Here is a 20,619-nt window from a genome sequence, read left to right on the forward strand (position 1 = left end):
TTACTCCTCGCCGGTCTGGGCCTGCCCTTCCACCAGCTCGCGGACAGCTTCGATGAAAGTGTCGCCACGGTGAGCATAGGAAGAGAACTGATCCATGGAAGCAGCTGCCGGGGCCATCAGCACAGTGTCGCCCGATGCGGCGAGCTGCGCTGCTGACGCCACGGCCCTGGCCATCACCGTTTCACCGGGTACGGAAGAACCGGACTGGACGGCGCCGGCCGCTGCGGCAGTCTGCACCTCTTCAGTTTCACCCGCCGCCGGGATGATCACCGGGACATCCGGCGCGTGTCGCTGGAGGGCCTCGGTGAGGGCCGTAGCATCGCTTCCAATGAGCACCACGGCCTTAAGCCGTTGCACGTGCTCCCGGACCAGGTCGTCGTAGGTGACGCCCTTGGATAGACCGCCGGCGATCCAGATGACGTTGCTGAACGTAGCCAGTGAGGCGGCCGCGGCGTGTGGATTGGTGGCCTTGGAGTCGTTGACCCACAGCACCCCGTTGTGGCGGGCCACCGGTTGGATGCGGTGGTCTCCCGGGATGTAGTCCTGGATGCCCTGCCGCACCGCCTTTGCCTCAACCCCGTAGGCGCGCACGAGCCCCGCGGCGGCGAGGGCGTTGGCCACCATATGGCGCGGGGCCAGGGCGCCCAGGTCGCTCATGGAAGCGAGTTCCGCGGCGCTGTCCTGGCGTTCGGCAATGAACGCGCGGTCCACCAGCAGCCCCTCCACCACGCCGAGCATGCTGATGGCCGGGGTGACCGTGGTGAAACCGACGGCGCGGCAGCCCTCCACTACATCTGCGTTTTCCACCATGCGCTCGGTTTCAATCTGCTCGGCGTTGTAGATGCAGACTTTTTGCGTTTGTTCGTAGACCTTGGCCTTGTCCGCCAGGTAGGAATCGTAGGAGCCGTGCCAGTCCACGTGGTCCTCGGCTACGTTCAGGCAGACACTGGCAGCAGGTGAAAGGGAATGTGCCCAGTGGAGCTGGAAGCTGGAAAGCTCGACGGCGAAGACGTCGTATTCCACCGGATCACGGAGGGCATCCAGGATGGGCGTGCCCACGTTGCCGACGGCGATGGCCTTCAGTCCGGCAGCCCGAAGCATTGATTCGGTGAGGCCGACGGTGGTGGTCTTTCCGTTGGTTCCCGTGATGGCAAGCCAGTCCGCCGTCTTGCGGCCTTCCCGCACGCGAAGCCGCCAGGCGAGTTCGACGTCGCCCCACACCGGAATGTGCGCCCTCGCGGCGGCTGCCAGCAGCGCCTGGTCGGGGCGCCACCCGGGTGAGGTCACGATCAGTTCGGGCAGCCCGCCGTCGATCCGGGGAATGCGCGCAACTGCGTCCTCGCCGAGCAGGACATCGGCGGCACCGACGATCCTGAGGGTCTCTGCGTGGGCCCTGGCCGTATCGCTCGTGGCCGCGTCCACCACGACCACCCGGGCACCGAGTTCGATGAGGGTATCGGCCGCCGCGAACCCGGAGACGCCGATGCCGGTAACGGCGACGCGCAACCCGGACCAGTCGGAATCCCAGCTGGTGAGGTTGTCGAGGCGGGAGGAAACGGTCACAGCAGCACAACCCATTCAGCGTAGAAAATGCCAAGCCCCGCGGCGACGAAGAGCCCGCAAAGGATCCAGAACCGGACCACCACCGTCACTTCCGCCCAGCCCTGCAGCTCGAAGTGGTGCTGCAGCGGGGCCATCTTGAAGACGCGCTTACCGCCGGTGGCTTTGAAGTAGCCCACCTGGATGATGACGGACAGGGTGATCAGGACGAACAGGCCGCCGATGATGCCCAGCAGCAGTTCGGTCCGGGACAGGATGGCGAAACCCGCGATGGCGCCGCCAATGGCCAGGGACCCGGTGTCGCCCATAAAGATCTTGGCCGGCGAGGTGTTCCACCACAGGAAGCCCACCAGCGCGGCGCTCATGATGGCTGCCAGCAGGGCCAGGTCCAGGGGATCGCGGACCGAATAGCACCCGCTGCCGGCCTCGCGGGGTGAACCGCAGGCCTGGTTGCTCTGCCAGATTCCCATCAGCGTATACGCGCCGAAAACCATCACGGCGGCACCTGCGGCGAGCCCGTCAAGGCCGTCGGTCAGGTTCACCCCGTTGGTTGCGGCGGTGACAATCAGGTTGGACCAGATCACGAACAGGATGGCCCCGAGGACGGTTCCGCCAAAGGCAAGGTCCAGCCAGGGCAAATCACGGACCAGCGAAATCTTGGTGGAGGCAGGCGTGACCCCGGCGTGGTTGGGGAAATTCAGGGCGAGCACCGCAAAGATAATGCCAACGGCTGCCTGCAGGATCAGCTTTGCCTTGGCGTTGAGGCCGAGGCTGCGCTGCCGGGAAATCTTGATGAAGTCGTCAAGGAATCCAACCAGGCCCATCCCCACCATCAGGAACAGCAGGATGAGGGCCGAAGCGGAGGGGCCGGAAGAACCGGGATTGACCATCAGCATGATCAGGTGGGTGAGGCCGTAACTCAGCAGTACCGCCGCCACCACCACTGTCCCGCCCATGGTGGGTGTGCCGCGTTTGGTGTGGTGGGAGGTGGGGCCGTCGTCCCTGATGAACTGGCCGTAGCCGCGGCGTACCAGCAGCCGGATGAAGAGCGGGGTTCCCACAAGGGCGAACAGGAGTGCCAGGCCGGCGCCGATCAAAAGTGCAATCACGGCAGAGTGCTCCTTCCATCGGCAGGTTGCGGGGTTTGTGGGGGTAATGCTATCCGATCGCCCAGGTGGCGAAGCCCTACGCTGTTCGAGGACTTGAACAGCACCAGGTCGCCTGGCTGGAGCTCGGCATCCAGCAGTTCGTGGGCCTCTTCCACTGTTTCCGCGAAAAGGCACTCGTCGCCCCAGGACCCCTCCTGCACTGCCGACACGTAGAGGGCGCGGGCTTCCCGGCCTACCACCAGCAGTCTGGAGATATTGAGCCGGACCACCTGGGTGCCGACCGCGGTATGTTCCCTGATGGAGTCCTCGCCGAGTTCGAGCATTGCTCCCAGCACGGCCCAGGTGCGCCTGCCGCGGCCAAGGTCCGCGAGCGTCCGCAGCGCGGCGCGCATGGACTCGGGGTTGGCGTTGTAGGCGTCGTTGATGATGGTGACGCCGTCCGGCCGCTCGGTGCGCTCCATGCGCCACCTGCTTGCGGCAGTTTGCATGCTGAGGGAGGACGCTATGTCCTGTCCGGGTACGCCCGCGGCCCAGGCCGCGGCGGCGGCGGCCAGCAGATTGCCAACATGGTGCGCGCCGATGAGGCGGCTGCTCACGTGCAGCCCGGTTTCGCCGTCCGGCAGCCGGAGGTCGAATTCAGGATGGCCGGCGGCATTGGTGTCGGCGTTCAATGCCTGCACGGCGGCGTCCCCCCGGCCTTCCGCCGAGAAACCCAGCACCGCCGCCGAGGTGCGTGCACGCATGGCCGCCACCCGCTCGTCGTCGAGGTTGACCACGGCGGTGCCCGTCGGGGCGAGGGCCTCTACCAGTTCCCCCTTGGCCCGGGCAATGTTCTGCACTCCCCCGAACTCCCCGGCGTGCGCGGTTCCGACCGCGAGCACTACGCCGATGTCAGGTTTGACCATGTCGGCAAGGTACTGGATGTGGCCTATTCCGGTGGCACCCATCTCTATCACGAGGTAGCGCGTATCGGTCCCGGCCCTGAAGACGGTGAGCGGCACGCCGATTTCGCCGTTGTAGGACCCCTGCGGGGCCACGGTGTTTCCCTGGGTGGCGAGGATGCCTGCGAGCAGGTCTTTGGTGGTGGTCTTTCCGGCCGAGCCCGTGATCCCCACAACCGTAAGTTCGCTGCCTTCCAGGGCCCGTGCTGCCCGGATCCTGCGCACGGCTTCGGCCGCCAGTGCGCCCATCGCGAGCACCGCATCGGGAACCAGGACCGAGGGATAGGGTGTTCCGTCCGGCCCGGACAACGGGCGCTCCACCAGGGCCAGGGTGGCGCCTGCTGCGAAGGCGGCTGCCACGTAGTCGTGGCCGTCGGCGTGCTCACCCGGCTTTGCGACATAGAGCGAACCGGGTGTGGATTCGCGTGAGTCCGTGACCACCGAAAGGGGCGTGATCCCGGGATCGGCGTCCAGGCGCCCGTTAGTGATTTCGGCGATCTCCGCCGCAGTAAATGCAATCATCTCGGTCTAGGACTCTATCCGGTCGTCTTGGAGAACGTTGAATCCCCTGGCTGTCAAGGCGCTGCGCAGCTCCACCCTGTCGTCCAGGGCAAGGTTGACGCCTTTGACCTCCTGCCACACCTCATGGCCCCGGCCGGCCACGAGGATGGTGTCCTCCGGCCGCGCCAGCTCCACGGCACGGCGGATTGCTTCGGCGCGGGGGAAGACCTCCAGGACTTCACACTTGAGGGAGTCCTTTTCTTTCGCTTCGCGGGCTCCGGCCAGGACGTCGGCGCGGATGGCAGCCGGGTCTTCATCGTGGGGGTCGTCATCGCTGATAATGACGGTATCGGCGAGGCGGGCGGCAATAGCGCCCATTGCGGGGCGTTTTCCCTGGTCACGCTGGCCGGTGGCACCAAAAACGACAATGAGGCGGGACCCGGGTAGCGGTGAGCGTACCGCCTCGAGGGCGCGGGCCAGCGCGTCGGTGTTGTGGGCAAAATCGACGACCGCTGCCGGCTCGTCGGAAACCAGCTGCATACGTCCGGGCACCGCTACGGTGAAGGGGTCGTGCTCGTCCAATGCGGACTGCAGCGTGCCGGCATCGACGCCTGCCGCCAGGACCATCACTGCCGCCAAAGCGGCGTTGGCAACGTTGAAGCTGCCGGGGAGGCCGGTGTGCACGGTGAGCCTGGCCCCGTCCGGGCCGCTGAGGGTGAATTCCGTGCCAAGCCCGCGCGCGGCCGTCTTCGTGACAGTCCAGTCGGCAGCGGTTCCGGCGGACGTGGCGAGGGTGGTAACCGGCACTTGAGTGGCGCCGGCAAGACGGCGCCCCCACTCGTCGTCGACCGTTACCACCGCCGCACGGGCGCGGTCTGGAGTAAAAAGCTCCGCCTTGGTGGCGAAATAATCATCCATGGTGAGGTGCAGGTCCAGGTGATCCTGGGTCAGGTTGGTGAAGCCCACAACATCGAAGAGCACTCCGTCCACCCGCTGGAAGGAGATGGCGTGGGACGAGACCTCCATGGCGGCAGCCGCAAGTCCCCTTTCCCGCATGAGCGCCAGCAGCGCGTGCACGTCGGTCGATTCGGGGGTGGTGAGAAGGCTCGGGATGGGGTCCCCGCCGGCGTGGATCTCGATGGTGCCAATCAGCCCTGTCTTCCGACCCAGGGCCCGCAGCAGCGAGTTGATGAAATAGGTGGTGGTGGTCTTTCCGTTGGTGCCCGTCACGCCGAACAACTGCGGCTGGCCGCCGCCCGGCTGGCTCTGATAGATCAAAGCGGACAATGGCCCCACCACGTTGCGGGGTGAGTCCACGATGATCACGGGTACCGGAACATCGTTGGACAGCGCCAGCAGCCTGGCGCCTGCGTCGTCCGTGAGGACGGCCACGGCTCCCGCTTCGACGGCCTGCGGAACGAAATCGGCACCATGACGTGCTGCGCCAGGAAGGGCGACGTAAAGGTCGCCCGGCTCCACGGCACGCGAGTTCAGGGAAATTCCGGTGACTTCCACGCCGGCCGCCGGACCGGGAACCGCCACATCAATGGCGTCGCCGATGCTTGCCAGCCGGACCGCTTCAACAGTTGACGGGCGGAAACGGCCCTGGCCGGCAGGTCCCTGCGGGACGGCGCGGCTATCGGACGGATTGAGGTCAGACAAGGAATCTCCGATGGTGCTAGTGGATCGAGCCCGGCATGGATGAACCGGTGGTGCTGCTGGTGCGGCCGGCTGTTGCCGGGATGCTACTTGGCGAACTGGGGCAGCCGGGCCGGTTCGCCCTTGGACGGCTGGACGTTGTAGGTCCGCAGTGCCTGGCTCATGACCGACCGGAAGACCGGCCCGTTGGTAATCCCATAGATGCTGCCCTTCGGCCGCTGGAGTACCACCTCAACAATAAACCGCGGATCATCCATCGGTGCCATACCCACCATGGAGGCGGTATAGCCGCAGAACCCGGACTTGCCGTCGTCGCACGGTGATTCAGAGGTTCCTGTCTTTGCGCCCACCCGATAACCGTCGATGGCCGCGTCCTTGATCTGCCCTTCGGTGACGGCGCTCTCGAGGATGTCCTGGACCTGCTGCGCCGTCTCTTCCGACACGGTTTGCCGCGGCGGTGCGGCGGGCACCTTTTCCTCCGTTCCATCCGGAGACACGTAGGCGTCAATGAGCCTGGGCTGCAGCATCACCCCATTGTTGGCGATGGACTGGAACGCCCGCACGGTCTGGAGTGTGGACTGGGACACGCCCTGCCCGAACAGTACTGTGTACTCCTGGCGCCCGTCCCACTGCTGCCACGGAGTGAGGATGCCGGACGCCGTTGCCGGCAGCCCGATATCCGGCGCCTCGCCGATGCCGAATCTCTTGAGCCAGTCGTACCGCTGTTCCTTGCTGAGGCGCTGGCCGGCCATGACGGTGCCGGTGTTCATCGAATAGCCCAGGATGCCCGCCAGGGTTCGCTCCTCGGTTCCGTGGGCGAATGAGTCGCTGAAGGTCTGCCCGTCCACCGTGTAGGTGGGGCCAAGGGTGAACGAATCGAGGGGCTTGGCCTTGCCCTCTTCAATGAGGGCCGCCGCGGTCATCATTTTTTGAACGGAGCCGGGCTCGTATGCCGCCGTGACCGCGCGGACGCCGCGGTCCTTGGCGGCCACCCGTCCGGGATCGTTGGGATCGGGGGAATTGGTGTCGGCCATCGCTACCAGGTCACCGGTCTTGGCGTCCATCACAATGATGACGCCCCACTCGGCGCTGAGCTTGTCCGACTGGCTTTGAATGGCCTGCTGGGCAAAATACTGCAGGTCGGAGTTGAGGGTGAGCTTGACGTCCTTGCCGTCCTGGGGCGACGTCAGCTCGTCCACGCCGACAGGGATGCGCAGGCCGTCTGCGCCGATTTCAAATAGGCGTTCGCCGTCCGCGCCCTTCAGCAGCTCGTTTTGGGTCTGTTCTATGCCGGCCTGGCCGGTAGTGCCGTCGGCCAGGAACCCGATGATTCCGCCGGCCACGGAACCATTGGGATAGACCCGCTTGCTGACGCCTTCCGTGACGATGCCGGGGACCTGGAGGTTGGAGATGCGGTCCTCAATGTCCGGTTTCACGTCCTTGGCCACGATGTAGTAAGGCTGTTGGCCCGTTACAGCGTCCCGGAGGGCGTCCTTCTCCATGCCGAGGGCGGCGGCCAGCTCTGTGAGGCCCTGGTCCCGGCTGACGTCCACCAGCTTCTCTTTGCCGTCCACCGTCTCCAGCCGCTTGAAGGTTTCGGTTTTAGTGTTCACCCGCTGGTCCACCACCACGTTGTAGCGGATGACGCTGTTGGCCAGCACCGTTCCGCGGGAGTCGAGGATGCTGCCCCTCTCGGCAGGCAGGACGGTCCGCTTCATCCGGCTGTTCAAGGCAGCTTCGGCCATTCCTCCGACGTCCAGCCCCTGGACCAGGAAGAGTTTGCCGCCCACCACCAAGAGGAGCGTCAGCATCATGCCAAGGCCCAGTCGGAGTCGCTTCTTGGCGTTGGGTACCTTGCCGCTTCTTGCTTTGCCGGTCCTCTGCGCCACCGTGATATTCCTTGCTGCTCGACCTTGTTGCCTGTCAGACCTGCCTGTTACTGTCCGGGGACCTTCTGCTGGGGCGCTGGTACCGATCCGCCGTGGAGCTCCACGGGCGGCACAGCCGGAGCGGAAGCCGGCGGAGTGCGGGTTGGTGTTGCGTCAGGGGCCGGTTTGGTCATTGCCGCCGCGGGGGCTGCAGCCGGGGCCTCCTCGACGGGTTTCCGGGCTTCCAGCGGATCCCGTTTGCTGGGTGGCGGAACCACGGTGAGCTGGCCGGCGACAGCAGGCGCCGGAATGACGGCTCCGGCAGCGCCGTCCTTTACAGCCGGGGTTGCTTTGCCGGTAACGGAGAGGGTGGACAGGTCAATCTGGCCCTTAACGGTGGAAGGCACCATCCCCAGCTTCGACGCCTGCGCCGCGAGGTTTTGGGGTGCTTCAAAGTTCTGGACCTGCTGGGTGAGGTCCTGGTTCTGCTTCGTCAGCGTGCTCTGCCTGGCACGGAGTTCCACCAACTGGTACTGCGCCGTGGAAACCGAAATATTCAGGACGAGAACGGCGATCAGGGCCACGGCGAGCATGGCAAAACACAGCACCACGAAGGGGGCACGGCGCCTGCGGGGAAGGGTCCGGACTACGGACAGCGGAGTGCGGCCCCGGCGCGGCCCGGCCGGCGAACCTGCAGGAAGCTGCTTGGCCGCCGAACCGGAAACGACGGGAAAGTTCTTCACGGCAGCGGTGCTCATTAGGCTCTCCTGGTTCGGATACGTTCCACAGCACGAAGCCTTGCTGAGGCAGCGCGGGGGTTTTCGGCGATTTCGACGGCGGTCGGCACCTCGGTGCCTTTGGTCAGGGTCTTCAGTTCGGGTTTATGCTCTTCCAGCTCAACCGGAAAGCCGAGTGGGGCGGAGGATTTGGAGCGGGCCTGGAAAACTGCCTTGACGATCTTGTCCTCCAGCGAGTGATAGGACATGACGACAATGCGGCCGCCCAGTGCTGTGGCCTCCACGGCTGCGGGAACAGCACGTTCCAGTACGTCGAGCTCCTCGTTGACCTCGATCCGCAGGGCCTGGAATGTCCTCTTGGCGGGGTGGCCGCCGGACTTGGCCGCGCCCGCCGGAACGACGGCCCGGATTTGCTCCACCAGCTCGCCCGTGGTGGTGAAGGGCTTGGTGGCCCGGGAGGCGACGATTCTGTTCGCGATGCGTCCGGCGAACTTCTCCTCGCCCCACTTCCGGATGATCCGGACGAGTTCCTCTTCGCTGTAGTTGTTGACGACGTCGGCGGCAGTCTGCCCGCGGCTGGTGTCCATCCGCATGTCCAGCGGCGCGTCAAAGGAATACGCGAATCCCCGTTCGCGCTCATCCAGCTGGAGTGAGGAAACGCCCAGGTCCATGAGGATTCCGTGAACTTCGGGCACGCCCAGGTCAGCGATGACTTCTTCGATTTCGTCATAGACGGCGTGGACCAGATCTGTCCGTGCCTCAAAAGGCGCCAGGCGCTCCCCGGCCAGAGCAAGGGCTTCTTCATCCCGGTCGATCCCGATCAGGTGAAGGTCCGGAAACCGCTGAAGCATTGCTTCGGAGTGGCCGCCCATCCCGAGCGTGGCATCGATGGCCACCGGGGTTTCGCCGCGGCTCCTGGCAGCCTCGAATCCGGGAGCCAACAAATTGATGCACCGGTCCCGAAGGACCGGCACATGGCGTTCAGACGTGGGCTTCGGTTGATCATTCATGCCTCGTCCTCTCTCGCCGTCGCTGTCACCTGGAATGGTTCTTGGCCCAGATCCCCATCCGCGCCTATCGTCCTGCCCGCCTGGCTCCGGGGAAGTGAGCCAGGTTGGCCGGCCGACGGGCCGGCTGGAGATCTCAACCAAGAAAAACTGCCCGCTGTTCTGTTCCGGTCAGAGAATGCCCGGAATGGGATCATCGGTTTCGGAGAAGGCGGTCTCCTTCTCCGCGAGGTACTCATTCCAGGCCTGGGCGTCCCAGATCTCGGCGCGGGTCCCGGCGCCGATGACGGCCAGTTCCCTCCCGAGCCCTGCGTACTCCCGGAGCGCCGGTGGAATAGTCACGCGCCCCTGCTTGTCAGGTACCTCGTCAGAGGCTCCAGAGAGAAAGACACGGATGTAGTCCCGCGCCTGTTTTGAGGAGATTGGCGCCTCCCGCATTTGCTCGTGAACCCGGGCAAATTCCTTCTCGCTGAAGACGTAGATGCAACGTTCCTGGCCCCTCGTAAGAACCAGTCCGCTGGCAAGTTCCTCCCGGAACTTAGCGGGGAGAATGATCCGCCCCTTTTCATCCAGACGTGGCGAATGCGTGCCCAGAAACACTGGCCCACCGCCTGTCCGATGTCAGGAACTGCACATCCCCTATGTTGCAACCACCCTCTTATGTCCTCCACATTACTCCACTTTCCACCACAGTCAACGCGAAAGGGGCGCTGGACAGGGCATTTTTTGGGAAGGTGGGCCCTAAAGGACGCGGAAATACGCTGGTGGTGGGAAGTGGAGGACCTCGCTCGGCCTGGGCCACGGGGAGGGGCGAATTGCAACCCTCGGGATCGAGGGGTCACGGCTATGCGTGCTGCAGGCAGGTTAAACGCGAAAAGACCCGCCGAAGCGGGTCTTTTCGCCGCGCTCCCCCATTCCGGGGAGCAAAGTGGTGTGCCGGGGGCGTCCGGGTCAATGGACGCCGGAAAGTTAGGGCTCGCCCCTGCGCCTCTCGTCCCAGCGTTCCTCCAGGCTGCTCATGAAGGAGCTCCGCTGCTTGCCGGGCTTGCCCGTACCGGTCTTGGTTCCTTTCGCTGCCGACGAGCTGCTCCGCATCGTGGCGAAGTAGACGCCGCCGCCCATGACAATGAAGCCCAGGACACCAACAAAGATACTTTGGAGGGTGACGCCCACCAGTAAGAGGAAGACACCGGCCAGCGCACCAAGGACGCCGATCACGACGTGTCTTGTCGACCACGAACGCCCGGGGTCCGACCCCATGGAATTCGCGAACTTTGGATCATCCTCGTGAAGCTGCTTCTCCAGCTGCTCCAGCAGCTTCTGTTCGTGCTCCGACAGCGGCATCACGACCTCCTTTTGTAGGCCAACGTCCGGGCTGGTCCCAGCCACTACTTCTGCTCGGATAACGTCTGGTATGCCCTGGTGGTTCCCGTACCCGCCTGCTGTGGCGGTAAACGGCAACCCGGGCATACAAATCCGGCGCGGAAGCATGTCCAAGAGAGCCCGTTAGTAAGTCCAAACACTCAAAAACTTCGTATCTATAAGGATAGTTTGTTCATGGCCGTTCTGAAAGACGGCAATGACTTTCCCGGCGCCCTCCCCGCCGCTTATCTGCCGGGTTTATCCGGGCCCGCTCCCTGGTTCCAGGAGGCGGGCAGGAAGAACCGACTTACCGCCGAATTTGCGGGCTACCTGGTCCACAGCCTGCTCTGCGGCGCGCCAGTTGTCATCCCTCCGGTCGATGCTCAGCTGGAGGGAGGTGCGCGCGGCTTCTTCGAGCTGCTCCGCCCGCACACCTACCAGCCGGACGGTCATCGGCCTGTCCACGGAGTCCAGGAGCTGTAGCACCACTGCATAGATGAGCTGCGCACTGTCCACGGGCGTTTGGACGGTCCTGCTGCGCGTGATGGTGGAGAAATCCGCGAACCGCAGCTTCAGGGCGATAGTCCGGGCCACCATGCCCGAACTCCGCAGCCGCTCTGCTGTACGGTGCGAGAGCCGCAGCAGCTCCCGGTGGAGGAGGGCGTCGTCGGCGGTATCCACGGCGAAGGTTTCTTCAGCGCCGATGCTCTTCTCGAGACGGACCGGGGTCACGGGACGCGGGTCTATTCCCCATGCGAGCTGGTGTACGTGGACTCCTGTGGCGCCGAGCATCTTTTTGAGGGAGGAGGCCGGGGTGGCCGCCAGGTCCGCTACGGTCTTAATGCCCATCCTCGCCAGGACATCGGTGGTTTTCGCGCCCACGCCCCAGAGGGCCCCAACGGGCAGGCTGTGGAGGTAGGGAACGGTTTCATCCGGCGTGATCAGGAGCAGGCCGTCAGGTTTACAGCGGGTGGAGGCAATTTTTGCCACAAACTTCGTCTCAGCGATCCCCACCGACGCGGTGATGCTCAGTTCAGCGGCTACCCTGCTCCGGATCAGCTCACCGATGGCCCGGGGCGGGCCCAGCCGGCGGATTGCGCCACTCACATCCAGGAATGCTTCGTCTACGCTGAGCGGCTCCACCAACTCCGTGACCGATTCGAAGATTGCCATCAGCTGGGCGGAAACCTCGTAATACACCTTGTGCCGGGGCTCGATGATGACTGCCTGGGGGCACATCCGCATCGCCACCGCCATTGGCATGGCCGACTTGACGCCGAACGCCCTGGCTTCGTACGACGCTGACAGGACGACCGAGCGCTCTGCCGGATAGCCAACGATGACGGGCCTGCCCCTGAGCTCGGGCCTCGTGCGCAGTTCCACGGTTACGAAAAAGGCGTCCATGTCCACGTGCATGATGCAGTTGCGCCTGCAGCGCCGGAGGCCTGCTCCGGCCGGCTCGTTCGTCCCAACAGGTGCCACGGCTGCAATCCTATCGCTTTGTACTGACTAAACTGGAGGCTGAATCCGGCATCTACACCAGGAGGAATGTCCCTGTGACGGTCATTGGAAACCCTAAGCCAGCAGCCCTGGCCGCTTTCGCTGCCGGGGCAGCACTGGCCCTCGCTGCCTGCAGCCCAACGCCCTCAGGAACACCGGATCCCACCGTCTCCGCGTCTGCACCGGAAACTGTCCAATCAACCATGACAGCCTCGGCCAGCCCCTCCGCCTCGCCCAACACCTCCGCAACCGTAGGTGGCTTCGTCGCAGGTTTCCCCCAGCAGCTCCTGCCGCTCATGCCGGGCGCGAGCGTGGTGTCCAGCAGCTTCGATAAGGCGTCGACGCCGGCCACCGCCGCCTTGGTTGCCACCATTACCTCGCCCACTGCGAAGGTCATGGATTTCTACACGAAGAAACTGGAGGCGCGCGGGTTCAAGGCAGTCCCCGGTGAGGCCGTGGGGGCGGTCGCTTCGAAGGACTTCGTCCGGGGAGACAATGAGACGGTCAATCTCTCCGCCGTGGAAACGGCCGGTGTCGTCACCTTCACCATCGGCGCCAACGTGGCAGCTGAGTCAGCCAAGTGACGGCGGCTGAGCAGCTAAGGAATGAACAGGCCGCCTTCGTTGCGGCAGTAGCCGGCGAACTGACCGACTTCCTCACGTCCAGGCAGTCCATCATGTCAGCCATCTCTCCGGACATCGAACCCATCATGGGTTCCATTTCCAATCTGGTGACAGGCGGAAAGCGCCTCCGTGCGCTCATGTGCTACTGGGGATGGCGGGGCGCCGGCGGTGACCCGTCCGCTCAGCAGGTAGTGACGGCCGGTGCGGCGCTGGAATTGTTCCAGGCTGCCGCGCTGATCCACGATGACATCATCGACCGTTCGGACACCCGGCGTGGCGGACCCAGCGTCCACCGCCGCTTCAGCCAGCTGCATGGCACCCGCGGCTGGGCACTGGACAGCGAGCGGTTCGGGCAGGCAGCCGCAATCCTCGCCGGGGACCTCTGCCTCTCGTTCAGTGAAGAAGCTTTCACGGATATCGGTGAGCGGGCTGCTGCGGGCAGCCGGGCACGGCTGATCTTCAACCTCATGCGCGCAGAGGTGATGGCCGGCCAGTATCTGGACATCCTGGAGGAAGTGGCCGGTCCTGTTCGGGACCGCGCGGGCGCCGTCAGCAGGGCGCAGTCGATCATCCGGTTCAAGTCAGCCAAGTATTCAACGGAGCACCCGCTGGCCCTGGGCGGAGCACTCGCCGGCGCCTCGAACGAACTGCTCCGCGGCTACTCGGCCTTCGCTTTGCCCCTTGGCGAGGCTTTCCAGCTTCGTGACGACGTGCTGGGCGTCTTCGGCGATCCGCTCACCACAGGCAAGCCTGCCGGGGACGACCTCCGCGAAGGCAAGCGGACGGTACTGGTGGCGCTGGCCCTGGACCAGGCGTCCGAGGCCGAATCCGCCTTCATCGACGCCAGGCTGGGCAGCCCCAACCTCGCAGATGAAGACATTCTCGAAATCCGGCGAATTATCGAAGAATCGGGAGCTCTGCAGGCCACTGAAGTCCTCATCAACGAATTCGGCGCGGCAGCATTCGATGCCCTCGAGGCACTTCCCCTGGACGAACTGCCGAAAACCGCGTTGCGGAGGCTGGCTGAAGCTACCGTCAGCCGCGCCTCCTGATTCGGTCGGCTAAGTTCGACAGCTACCAGGCCAGGGTCTGCGCCCGGCGCCTGATCTCTGTTTTGCGGCCCTCCCGCAAGGCGTCAATGGGACGGCCGCGCAGTGATTCGTCGGGCGTGAAAAGCCAGACAATGAGGTCCTCGTCAGAGTAGCCGGCGTCAGCGAGCACAACAATGGTGCCTTTGAGGCTGTCCACCACCTGGCCGTCCTGAATGAATTCAGCCGGGACCGACCGGATGTTCCGCTCTCCCACCCGCAGAGCCGCCAAGGCATGCTCATCAAGCAGGCTATGGACTTTGGTGATGGAAACATCCAGCAATTGGGCGACGTCGGGCAGGGGCAACCATTCGCCCACCAGGTTTTCTACATTACTCACGGATCAAGGTTGCCACGGTGCGTACCGTCGCGCCTAGTCGGTAAATTCCCGGAGGCGTTCCTGACCTGCGGACACTCCACAAATTCCTGCTTGCCGTAAATGTGGGAATTCTTGTGCTACCCGTAATTTCGTGAGAGATTCACATAGATAACATTCGTAACAGTAACAACACGAGTAACAGTAGTATCGGAATAACAGCGGCATCCCCGCCCGCGCCCGCAGTTGAGAAGAGGATTCTTTATATGACGACGTCCCGCTCGCCCAAGCAGCCCCCCAAGCCGAGTCTGCCCATGATCGCTGCCACCACGGCAGCGCTGCCAGCGGTCGTATTGTCATCCTTGGCCCTCGCCCAGCCCGCCGTTGCCGAACCGCCCGCCCGCGCTGTCCCGGCCACCCTCGCCGCCGCCATGAAAGCGCAGGCGGCACAGGCGACGGCAGCCGTCATTCCGGCGTCGTCCGTCTCCACGGCCATCCCCGCGGCCTTCCAGCCAGCCCGGCCGTCAGCACCGGCGGTGTACACGATTGCCCGGGGGGACACCATCAGTGCCGTTGCCGGCAGGTTCGGGTTGAGCACCAGCCAGGTACTGAAGCTCAACAACCTGCAGGCGAAAACCATCATCTACCCGGGGCAGAAGATCAGGCTTTCGGGTTCCGCCGCCGCGGCGCCCGCGAAGCCTGCTCCCGCAGCCCGTTCCTCCGCTGGCGGCGGCGCCACCTACACGGTGAAGCCGGGCGACACGCTTGGGGCCATTGCGGCAAAGCACAAGGTGGGCCTGTCAAGCGTGCTCTCCTGGAACAACCTCAACGTCCGTTCCATCATCTACCCCGGGCAGAAGATCAAAGTCGGCGGCGGTTCCGCTTCCGCCCCGGCTGCCCCCGCTCCGGCCCTGGCAAACTCCTCGGCTGCTTCCCCGGCATCCGGCTCGTACACCGTCAAGGCCGGCGACACACTCTCCGCCATCGCCTCCCGCCACGGGGTCCGGCTTTCGGATCTCCTCTCCGCCAACCGGATGAACCTGCGCACGGTAATCTATCCGGGCAACAAGCTGGCCATCCCTGGTGCCGGCCAGCGGGCACCGCAGCCCGCAGTCTCGGTTACGCCGCTGGTGCCCAGTTCCTTCCTGGGCTTCCGCTACCCGGCAGCAGTGGTGAGCTCGGCGAACAAGAACAAGGCACTCCTGAACGCTTCGCCGGTCCCCTCCCGCGAGCAGATGCGCCGAATCGTGGCGGACACGGCACGGGCAATGGGTGTGCAACCTTCGCTCGCCCTCGCCTTCGCGCACCAGGAGTCCGGCTTCGACCAGCGCGCGGTATCCCCCGCGAATGCCATCGGAACCATGCAAGTCATTCCCAGCTCCGGCCAGTGGGCATCGGATCTGGTGGGCCGCAAGCTGAACCTCCTGGACCCTTACGACAATGCAACGGCCGGCGTGGCGATCATCCGCCAGCTCCTCGCCACCAGCAAGGACAGGGATTCAGCCATCGCCGGTTACTACCAGGGCCAGTACTCCGTGAGCAAGTACGGCATGTACGACGACACCAAGTCCTACGTCGCGGCCATCAAGGCACACCAGAAGAACTTCGGCTAGCACCGGTCCCCGCATCCGCAGCGCGGGGGCGGGCAGGAGAAATCGGCACGGGTCCGGACCGGTAAGGGTTCGGACCCGTTTCATTGCTGGATTACGATCGTAGGGTGCAGGAACACGTGTCAGACCCTCTGGTAGGAACCCTGGTGGACAACCGGTACGCCGTGAGGTCCAGGCTGGCGCGCGGCGGGATGTCCACCGTCTACGTTGCCACCGACCAGCGGCTGGAACGGGATGTTGCCCTGAAGGTGCTGCACCCCCACCTCTCTGCCGATGAGAGCTTCCTCGGCAGGCTGGGCCGGGAGGCCAAGGCTGCCGCCAGGCTGTCCCACCCCCACGTGGTGGGAGTACTGGACCAGGGCACCGACGCCCACACCGCCTATCTGGTAATGGAATACATCAAGGGCCACACGCTGCGGGACGTCATCAAGGCCGAGGGTGCGCTTCCGCCCAGGCGTGCCTTCAAGCTGATTGAGCCGGTGGTGGAAGGCCTGGGCGCCGCACACGCGGCCGGTTTCATCCACCGGGACGTAAAACCGGAAAACGTCCTGATAGCCGAAGACGGCAGGATCAAGATCGGCGACTTCGGACTGGCGCGCGCGGTCACCACCTCCACAAGCACCGGAGTACTGCTCGGGACCGTTGCCTATCTCTCCCCCGAACTGGTCCTCGGCAGATCCGCTGACGCCCGCAGCGACGTGTACTCCGTGGGAATCATGCTTTACGAGATGCTGACCGGTCAACAGCCGTTCACGGGTGAAGTTCCCATCCAGGTGGCCTACCAGCACGTCAACGGGACAGTGGGCCCGCCCTCAGCCCTCGTGCCCGGCCTGGCAGCAGAGGTGGACGAGCTGGTGCAGTGGTGCACCGCCAATGATCCGGAGAACCGCCCCATCGACGGGAACGCGCTGCTCCAGGAACTGCGCCACATCAGGACCAACCTCAGCGACTACGATATGGACCTCCAGCCGCCCGCAGCCGTGGAAGCCAGCGGCCAGGACCCCGCCGGAAACCCGGGCCACACCGAGGTCATAGCCCGTACCAACAATCCAACAAGCGTTATGCCCTTTGGCCGGCCTGCGGCACCCACGCACCTCCCACTCCAGCCCCAGGCTAATCAGGGCCCCGGCCAGGAGAAACGCCCTCCGGCTTCCGGTCTTCGATACAAGCTCACTCCCCCCGGCTCCGACGATGACGCGCGGTGGGCTGCGGCGGCGCCCGCGGCCATCAGCAAGCGGGCCCAGCTCAAAGCCGACAAGGAGAACGAAAAAGCCCGGGCACGCGCAGCGGCCACCCCGGCACGCAACCTGCGCGAGGGCAGCCCGCGCCGCCGAGGGGTCCTGTGGGTGGTCATCCTGCTCATCGCCGCCTTGCTGGCAACGGGGGCCGGCTGGTTTTTCGGCATGGGACCGGGCTCGGCCGCAGCCATCCCTGCCGTGGCGAACAAAACGGTGGCACAGGCCCAGGAACTGCTCAGCCAGGCAGGGTTCCGGTCCACCAGCAGGGACGTTTTCGACGACGACGTGCCCAGCGGGCTTGTGGTGGGCACCGAACCCCCGGCCGGCTCGGAAATCCGGAAGTTCCAGCCTGTCTCGGTGTTTGTTTCGAAGGGCCCGCAGCTTTTCCCGCTGCCCGGACTGACCGGGGGCACCCTGGAGGAAGCGAAGGTCGGGCTGAACGGCGCGGAAATGGCTTTGGGGAAGGTCACCGGGCAGTTCGATGAAGCTGTAGCGGCGGGCATTGTCCTGTCGCAGGATCCTGCCGCCGGTACCCCTGCCCGGCACGGTACACCCGTCAACCTGGTGGTATCGAAGGGCCCCGAGCCGATCCCGGTCCCCAACGTGGTGGGCCAGGACGAGGATGATGCCAAGGACGCCATCGAGGCGGCCGGCCTGCAGGCGGACGTGGCGCGCGAAGAAGTGTTCGACCGGAACATCCCGGAGGGCGCCGTTGTCAGCCAGTCTCCGGCCAACGGCGCCCTCACCCGGGGCGGCACGGTGATCCTGACCATCTCGAAGGGGCCGAGGATGGTGGAGGTGCCCAGCTACATCGGCAAGCAGGCGGCGGACGCGAAGCGTGCCCTCGAAGGCCTGGGCTTCCAAGTGCGGGTAAACAACATTCTTGGCGGCTTCTTCGGCACGGTCCGGGACCAGGACCCGGTGGACACCGAAGTACCAGAAGGATCAGTCATCACACTGACCGTGGTGTAGGCGGCCCCGGCCGCCCACACCACGCACCTACGCCTGCCAGGTGCGGGGTACCGGCAGGCATTAATGCTTGGCGAGTGCCCCTGCCACCAGGAAGGCCATTTCGAGCGACTGCATGTGGTTGAGGCGGGGGTCGCAGACAGACTCGTAGCGGTCCAGGAAGGCTTCCTGGTCAATCGGGTCGGCGCCACCGAGGCACTCCGCGACATCGTCGCCGGTCATTTCCACGTGCAGGCCGCCGGGGACTGTCCCCAAGGCGTGGTGAACCTCGAAGAAGCCGCGCACTTCGTCAATGACGTCGTCGAAATTGCGGGTCTTGTACCCGTTCGGGGACGTTACGGTGTTCCCGTGCATGGGATCGGTGACCCAGAGCACCTGTGCGCCTGAGGCAGTGACCTTCTCGACGACGGCGGGCAGCTTTTCGCGGATGTTGCCGGCACCCATGCGGGTGATGAAGGTCAGCCGGCCGGGCTCCCGCTCCGGGTCCAGCTTGTCGATCAGGCGCAGGGCGTCATCACCTGTGGTGGACGGGCCCAGCTTAACGCCGATGGGGTTGCGCACCCGGGACAGGAAGTCGACGTGTGCGTGGTCCAACTCGCGGGTCCGTTCCCCGATCCAGAGGAAGTGCGCGGAGGTGTCGTACGGGAATCCGGTACGGGAGTCGATACGGGTGAGTGCACGCTCGTAGTCCAGGAGGAGGGCCTCGTGGCTGGCGAAGAACTCAACGCGCTTAAGCGCCTCGAAGTCCGCGCCGCAGGAGTCCATGAACTTGATGGCACGGTCGATGTCCCGTGCGAGGGATTCGTAGCGTGCGTGGGCAGGGTTTTCGGTGAAGCCCTTGTTCCACTGGTGCACTGAGCGCAGGTCCGCGAAGCCGCCCTGGGTGAAAGCGCGGATGAGGTTCAGGGTGGAGGCGGACGTGTGGTAGGCGCGCAGCATGCGTGCTGCGTCGTGGCCGCGCGATTCGGGTGTGAAGTCGTAGCCGTTAACGATGTCGCCGCGGTACGCCGGAAGTGTGACGCCGTCGCGGGTTTCATCGTTGGACGAGCGGGGCTTGGCGAACTGGCCCGCCATACGGCCCATCTTGATGACGGGCATCGCGGCGCCGTAGGTCAGGACCACCGCCATCTGGAGGATGGTCTTGACGCGTGCGCTGATCTTGTCCGCAGTAGCGGCTTCGAAGGTTTCGGCGCAGTCGCCGCCTTGAAGCAGGAACGCTTTGCCCTGGGCGGCAGCTGCCAGCCGCTCGCGGAGGATGTCCACCTCGCCGGCGAACACCAGCGGAGGAAGGACAGAGAGTTCCTTGACCGAGGCATCGAACACGTCCCTGTCCTGCCAGCTGGGCTGCTGGGAGATGGGCATGTCCCGCCAGTCATCGAGCCCGGGATAATTGGCCGCTCCGCTCTGGGCGGTGCTGGACAGCGAAAAGGCAGGTTTTGCAGATAGCTCAGTCACCTTCTAAGCCTAACGGTCGTGAAGGTGCCTGGAACACCGCGGCGTCACGCATCCCGGGCACGGCGTCACAGACATGCGCCGCGCCGTCGGTCGCTTCGGATGACTGCCGTACCTCCGCCAGCCCGGCTCAGGCCGTGGCGGCAGCCCCGCCGTCGTCCTGCCCTTCTCCGTGGTCGGCCGCCTGGCGGCCGGCACGGACGTTTGGGGCACTTGGATCAGCATCCGGGCTGCCGTCAGTCGGCGCCGGCGTGGCAAGGGGTTCTGCGGCTGCTGCCGGATCCACAGGCTTGCCTGCGAGCCGGAGCTTCACCACGGCCGCGTACTCATCCACGTATTCCTGGCCTGAGAGACGCATCAGCTCGAACATGATCTCGTCTGTGACCTGCCTCTGGACCAAACGGTCCTCGGCCTGGTCGTGGTACCTGCTGAAGTCCAGTGGTTCCCCGAAAATCATGCCGATCCTGCGGATGTTCGGCAGGCGCTTGCCGATGGGCTGTACCTTGTCCGTGCCGATCATTGCAACGGGAACAACCGGTACACCGGCCTTGAGCGCCAGCCTGGCCACCCCGACTTTGCCCCGATAAAGGCGGGAATCCGGGCTGCGCGTACCCTCCGGGTAGATGCCGAGCAGCCCGCCATGCGAGAGGACATCCATTCCGGCACTCAGCGATGCCTCGGAGGCAGCGCCACCGGACCGGTCCATGGGGAGCTGGTTGGTGAGCCGGAAGAACATGGCCGTTAGCCTCCCCTTGATCCCGGTGCCGGTGAAGTACTCCGACTTGGCCAGGAATACCACCGGACGGCGGACCATCAACGGCATAAAGATAGAGTCGGAAAACGAGAGGTGGTTGGAGGCGATGATCGCGGCACCGCCGGCCGGGATGTTGTCCAGGCCCTTCACCCAGGGGCGGAAAAGCAGCTTCAGCACCGGACCCAGGAAGATCCTTTTCATCACCCAATAAAACACGTGCAAAACCTCTCCGGAAGGCAGCTTCCAAGCCCCGCATCGGGCCTGGCCAGCAGTTCAATGCAACCCTACTCTAGTGAGATTTGCCCGGAACAGTGACACGATGGAG

Annotated in this window: 17 protein-coding genes; 4 read left to right on the top strand and 13 right to left on the bottom strand. The window is 64.9% G+C overall.

Annotated features, from left to right (window positions below):
- The 10 genes from murD to dinB form a co-directional block, all read right to left on the bottom strand.
- A complete protein-coding gene (gene murD / locus AC50X7_RS03480; RefSeq protein ID WP_494977757.1) occupies window positions 1-1,578 on the bottom strand; it encodes a UDP-N-acetylmuramoyl-L-alanine--D-glutamate ligase in 1,578 nt (525 codons plus the stop codon).
- The gene (gene mraY, locus AC50X7_RS03485) at window positions 1,560-2,669 is read right to left on the bottom strand and encodes a phospho-N-acetylmuramoyl-pentapeptide-transferase (RefSeq protein ID WP_494977758.1); all 1,110 of its coding nucleotides are present in this window, start codon (window positions 2,667-2,669) and stop codon (window positions 1,560-1,562) included. The genes murD and mraY overlap by 19 nt, the downstream gene beginning before the upstream one ends.
- On the bottom strand, window positions 2,666-4,132 hold the full coding sequence (locus AC50X7_RS03490; RefSeq protein ID WP_494977759.1) for a UDP-N-acetylmuramoyl-tripeptide--D-alanyl-D-alanine ligase: 1,467 nt from the start codon (window positions 4,130-4,132) through the stop codon (window positions 2,666-2,668). Before AC50X7_RS03490 ends, mraY begins: the two co-directional genes overlap by 4 nt.
- Before the next feature lie 6 nt (window positions 4,133-4,138).
- Window positions 4,139-5,773 carry a UDP-N-acetylmuramoyl-L-alanyl-D-glutamate--2,6-diaminopimelate ligase gene (locus tag AC50X7_RS03495; protein WP_494977760.1) on the bottom strand — a complete coding sequence of 545 codons (1,635 nt, stop codon included), beginning with the start codon at window positions 5,771-5,773 and terminating at the stop codon, window positions 4,139-4,141.
- Between the two features lie 83 nt (window positions 5,774-5,856).
- A complete protein-coding gene (locus AC50X7_RS03500) occupies window positions 5,857-7,659 on the bottom strand; it encodes a peptidoglycan D,D-transpeptidase FtsI family protein (RefSeq protein WP_494977761.1) in 1,803 nt (600 codons plus the stop codon).
- 47 nt (window positions 7,660-7,706) lie between these two features.
- The gene (gene ftsL, locus AC50X7_RS03505; RefSeq protein ID WP_494977762.1) at window positions 7,707-8,396 is read right to left on the bottom strand and encodes a cell division protein FtsL; all 690 of its coding nucleotides are present in this window, start codon (window positions 8,394-8,396) and stop codon (window positions 7,707-7,709) included.
- Entirely contained in the window at window positions 8,396-9,385 is a 990-nt protein-coding gene (rsmH, locus tag AC50X7_RS03510) for a 16S rRNA (cytosine(1402)-N(4))-methyltransferase RsmH (protein WP_494977763.1), read from the bottom strand. Before rsmH ends, ftsL begins: the two co-directional genes overlap by 1 nt.
- Before the next feature lie 168 nt (window positions 9,386-9,553).
- Window positions 9,554-9,982 carry a division/cell wall cluster transcriptional repressor MraZ gene (gene mraZ, locus AC50X7_RS03515; RefSeq protein WP_018763545.1) on the bottom strand — a complete coding sequence of 143 codons (429 nt, stop codon included), beginning with the start codon at window positions 9,980-9,982 and terminating at the stop codon, window positions 9,554-9,556.
- A gap of 369 nt (window positions 9,983-10,351) precedes the next feature.
- On the bottom strand, window positions 10,352-10,726 hold the full coding sequence (locus AC50X7_RS03520) for an SCO2097 family morphological protein (protein WP_494977764.1): 375 nt from the start codon (window positions 10,724-10,726) through the stop codon (window positions 10,352-10,354).
- A 276-nt stretch (window positions 10,727-11,002) separates the two neighbouring features.
- Window positions 11,003-12,160, bottom strand: a complete 1,158-nt coding sequence (gene dinB / locus AC50X7_RS03525) for a DNA polymerase IV (RefSeq protein WP_494977833.1) — start codon at window positions 12,158-12,160, stop codon at window positions 11,003-11,005.
- 140 nt (window positions 12,161-12,300) lie between these two features.
- Between dinB and AC50X7_RS03530 the strand changes: the two genes are divergently transcribed.
- Window positions 12,301-12,828 (top strand): hypothetical protein, encoded by a 528-nt coding sequence (locus tag AC50X7_RS03530; RefSeq protein ID WP_494977765.1) that lies wholly within the window; start codon window positions 12,301-12,303, stop codon window positions 12,826-12,828.
- Complete coding sequence (locus AC50X7_RS03535) at window positions 12,825-13,919, top strand: polyprenyl synthetase family protein (RefSeq protein WP_494977766.1); 1,095 nt, start codon at window positions 12,825-12,827, stop codon at window positions 13,917-13,919. The genes AC50X7_RS03530 and AC50X7_RS03535 overlap by 4 nt, the downstream gene beginning before the upstream one ends.
- 22 nt (window positions 13,920-13,941) lie before the next feature.
- On the opposite strand, the gene AC50X7_RS03540 is transcribed toward AC50X7_RS03535, so the two are convergent.
- A complete protein-coding gene (locus AC50X7_RS03540; RefSeq protein WP_307095483.1) occupies window positions 13,942-14,295 on the bottom strand; it encodes an Rv2175c family DNA-binding protein in 354 nt (117 codons plus the stop codon).
- A gap of 242 nt (window positions 14,296-14,537) precedes the next feature.
- Between AC50X7_RS03540 and AC50X7_RS03545 the strand changes: the two genes are divergently transcribed.
- Window positions 14,538-15,884, top strand: a complete 1,347-nt coding sequence (locus AC50X7_RS03545; RefSeq protein WP_494977767.1) for a lytic transglycosylase — start codon at window positions 14,538-14,540, stop codon at window positions 15,882-15,884.
- A gap of 104 nt (window positions 15,885-15,988) precedes the next feature.
- Entirely contained in the window at window positions 15,989-18,091 is a 2,103-nt protein-coding gene (gene pknB / locus AC50X7_RS03550; protein ID WP_494977768.1) for a Stk1 family PASTA domain-containing Ser/Thr kinase, read from the top strand.
- Window positions 18,092-18,151: 60 nt separating this feature from the next.
- Here pknB and AC50X7_RS03555 read toward each other — a convergent pair whose 3' ends face one another.
- Both AC50X7_RS03555 and AC50X7_RS03560 read right to left on the bottom strand, forming a co-directional pair.
- Window positions 18,152-19,543, bottom strand: a complete 1,392-nt coding sequence (locus AC50X7_RS03555; protein ID WP_494977769.1) for a class II 3-deoxy-7-phosphoheptulonate synthase — start codon at window positions 19,541-19,543, stop codon at window positions 18,152-18,154.
- A gap of 127 nt (window positions 19,544-19,670) precedes the next feature.
- Window positions 19,671-20,510: a lysophospholipid acyltransferase family protein gene (locus AC50X7_RS03560; RefSeq protein ID WP_494977770.1), complete on the bottom strand. Its 840-nt coding sequence runs from the start codon at window positions 20,508-20,510 to the stop codon at window positions 19,671-19,673.
- Window positions 20,511-20,619: the final 109 nt, after the last annotated feature.

This window comes from Pseudarthrobacter sp. Hb11 (assembly GCF_059383655.1).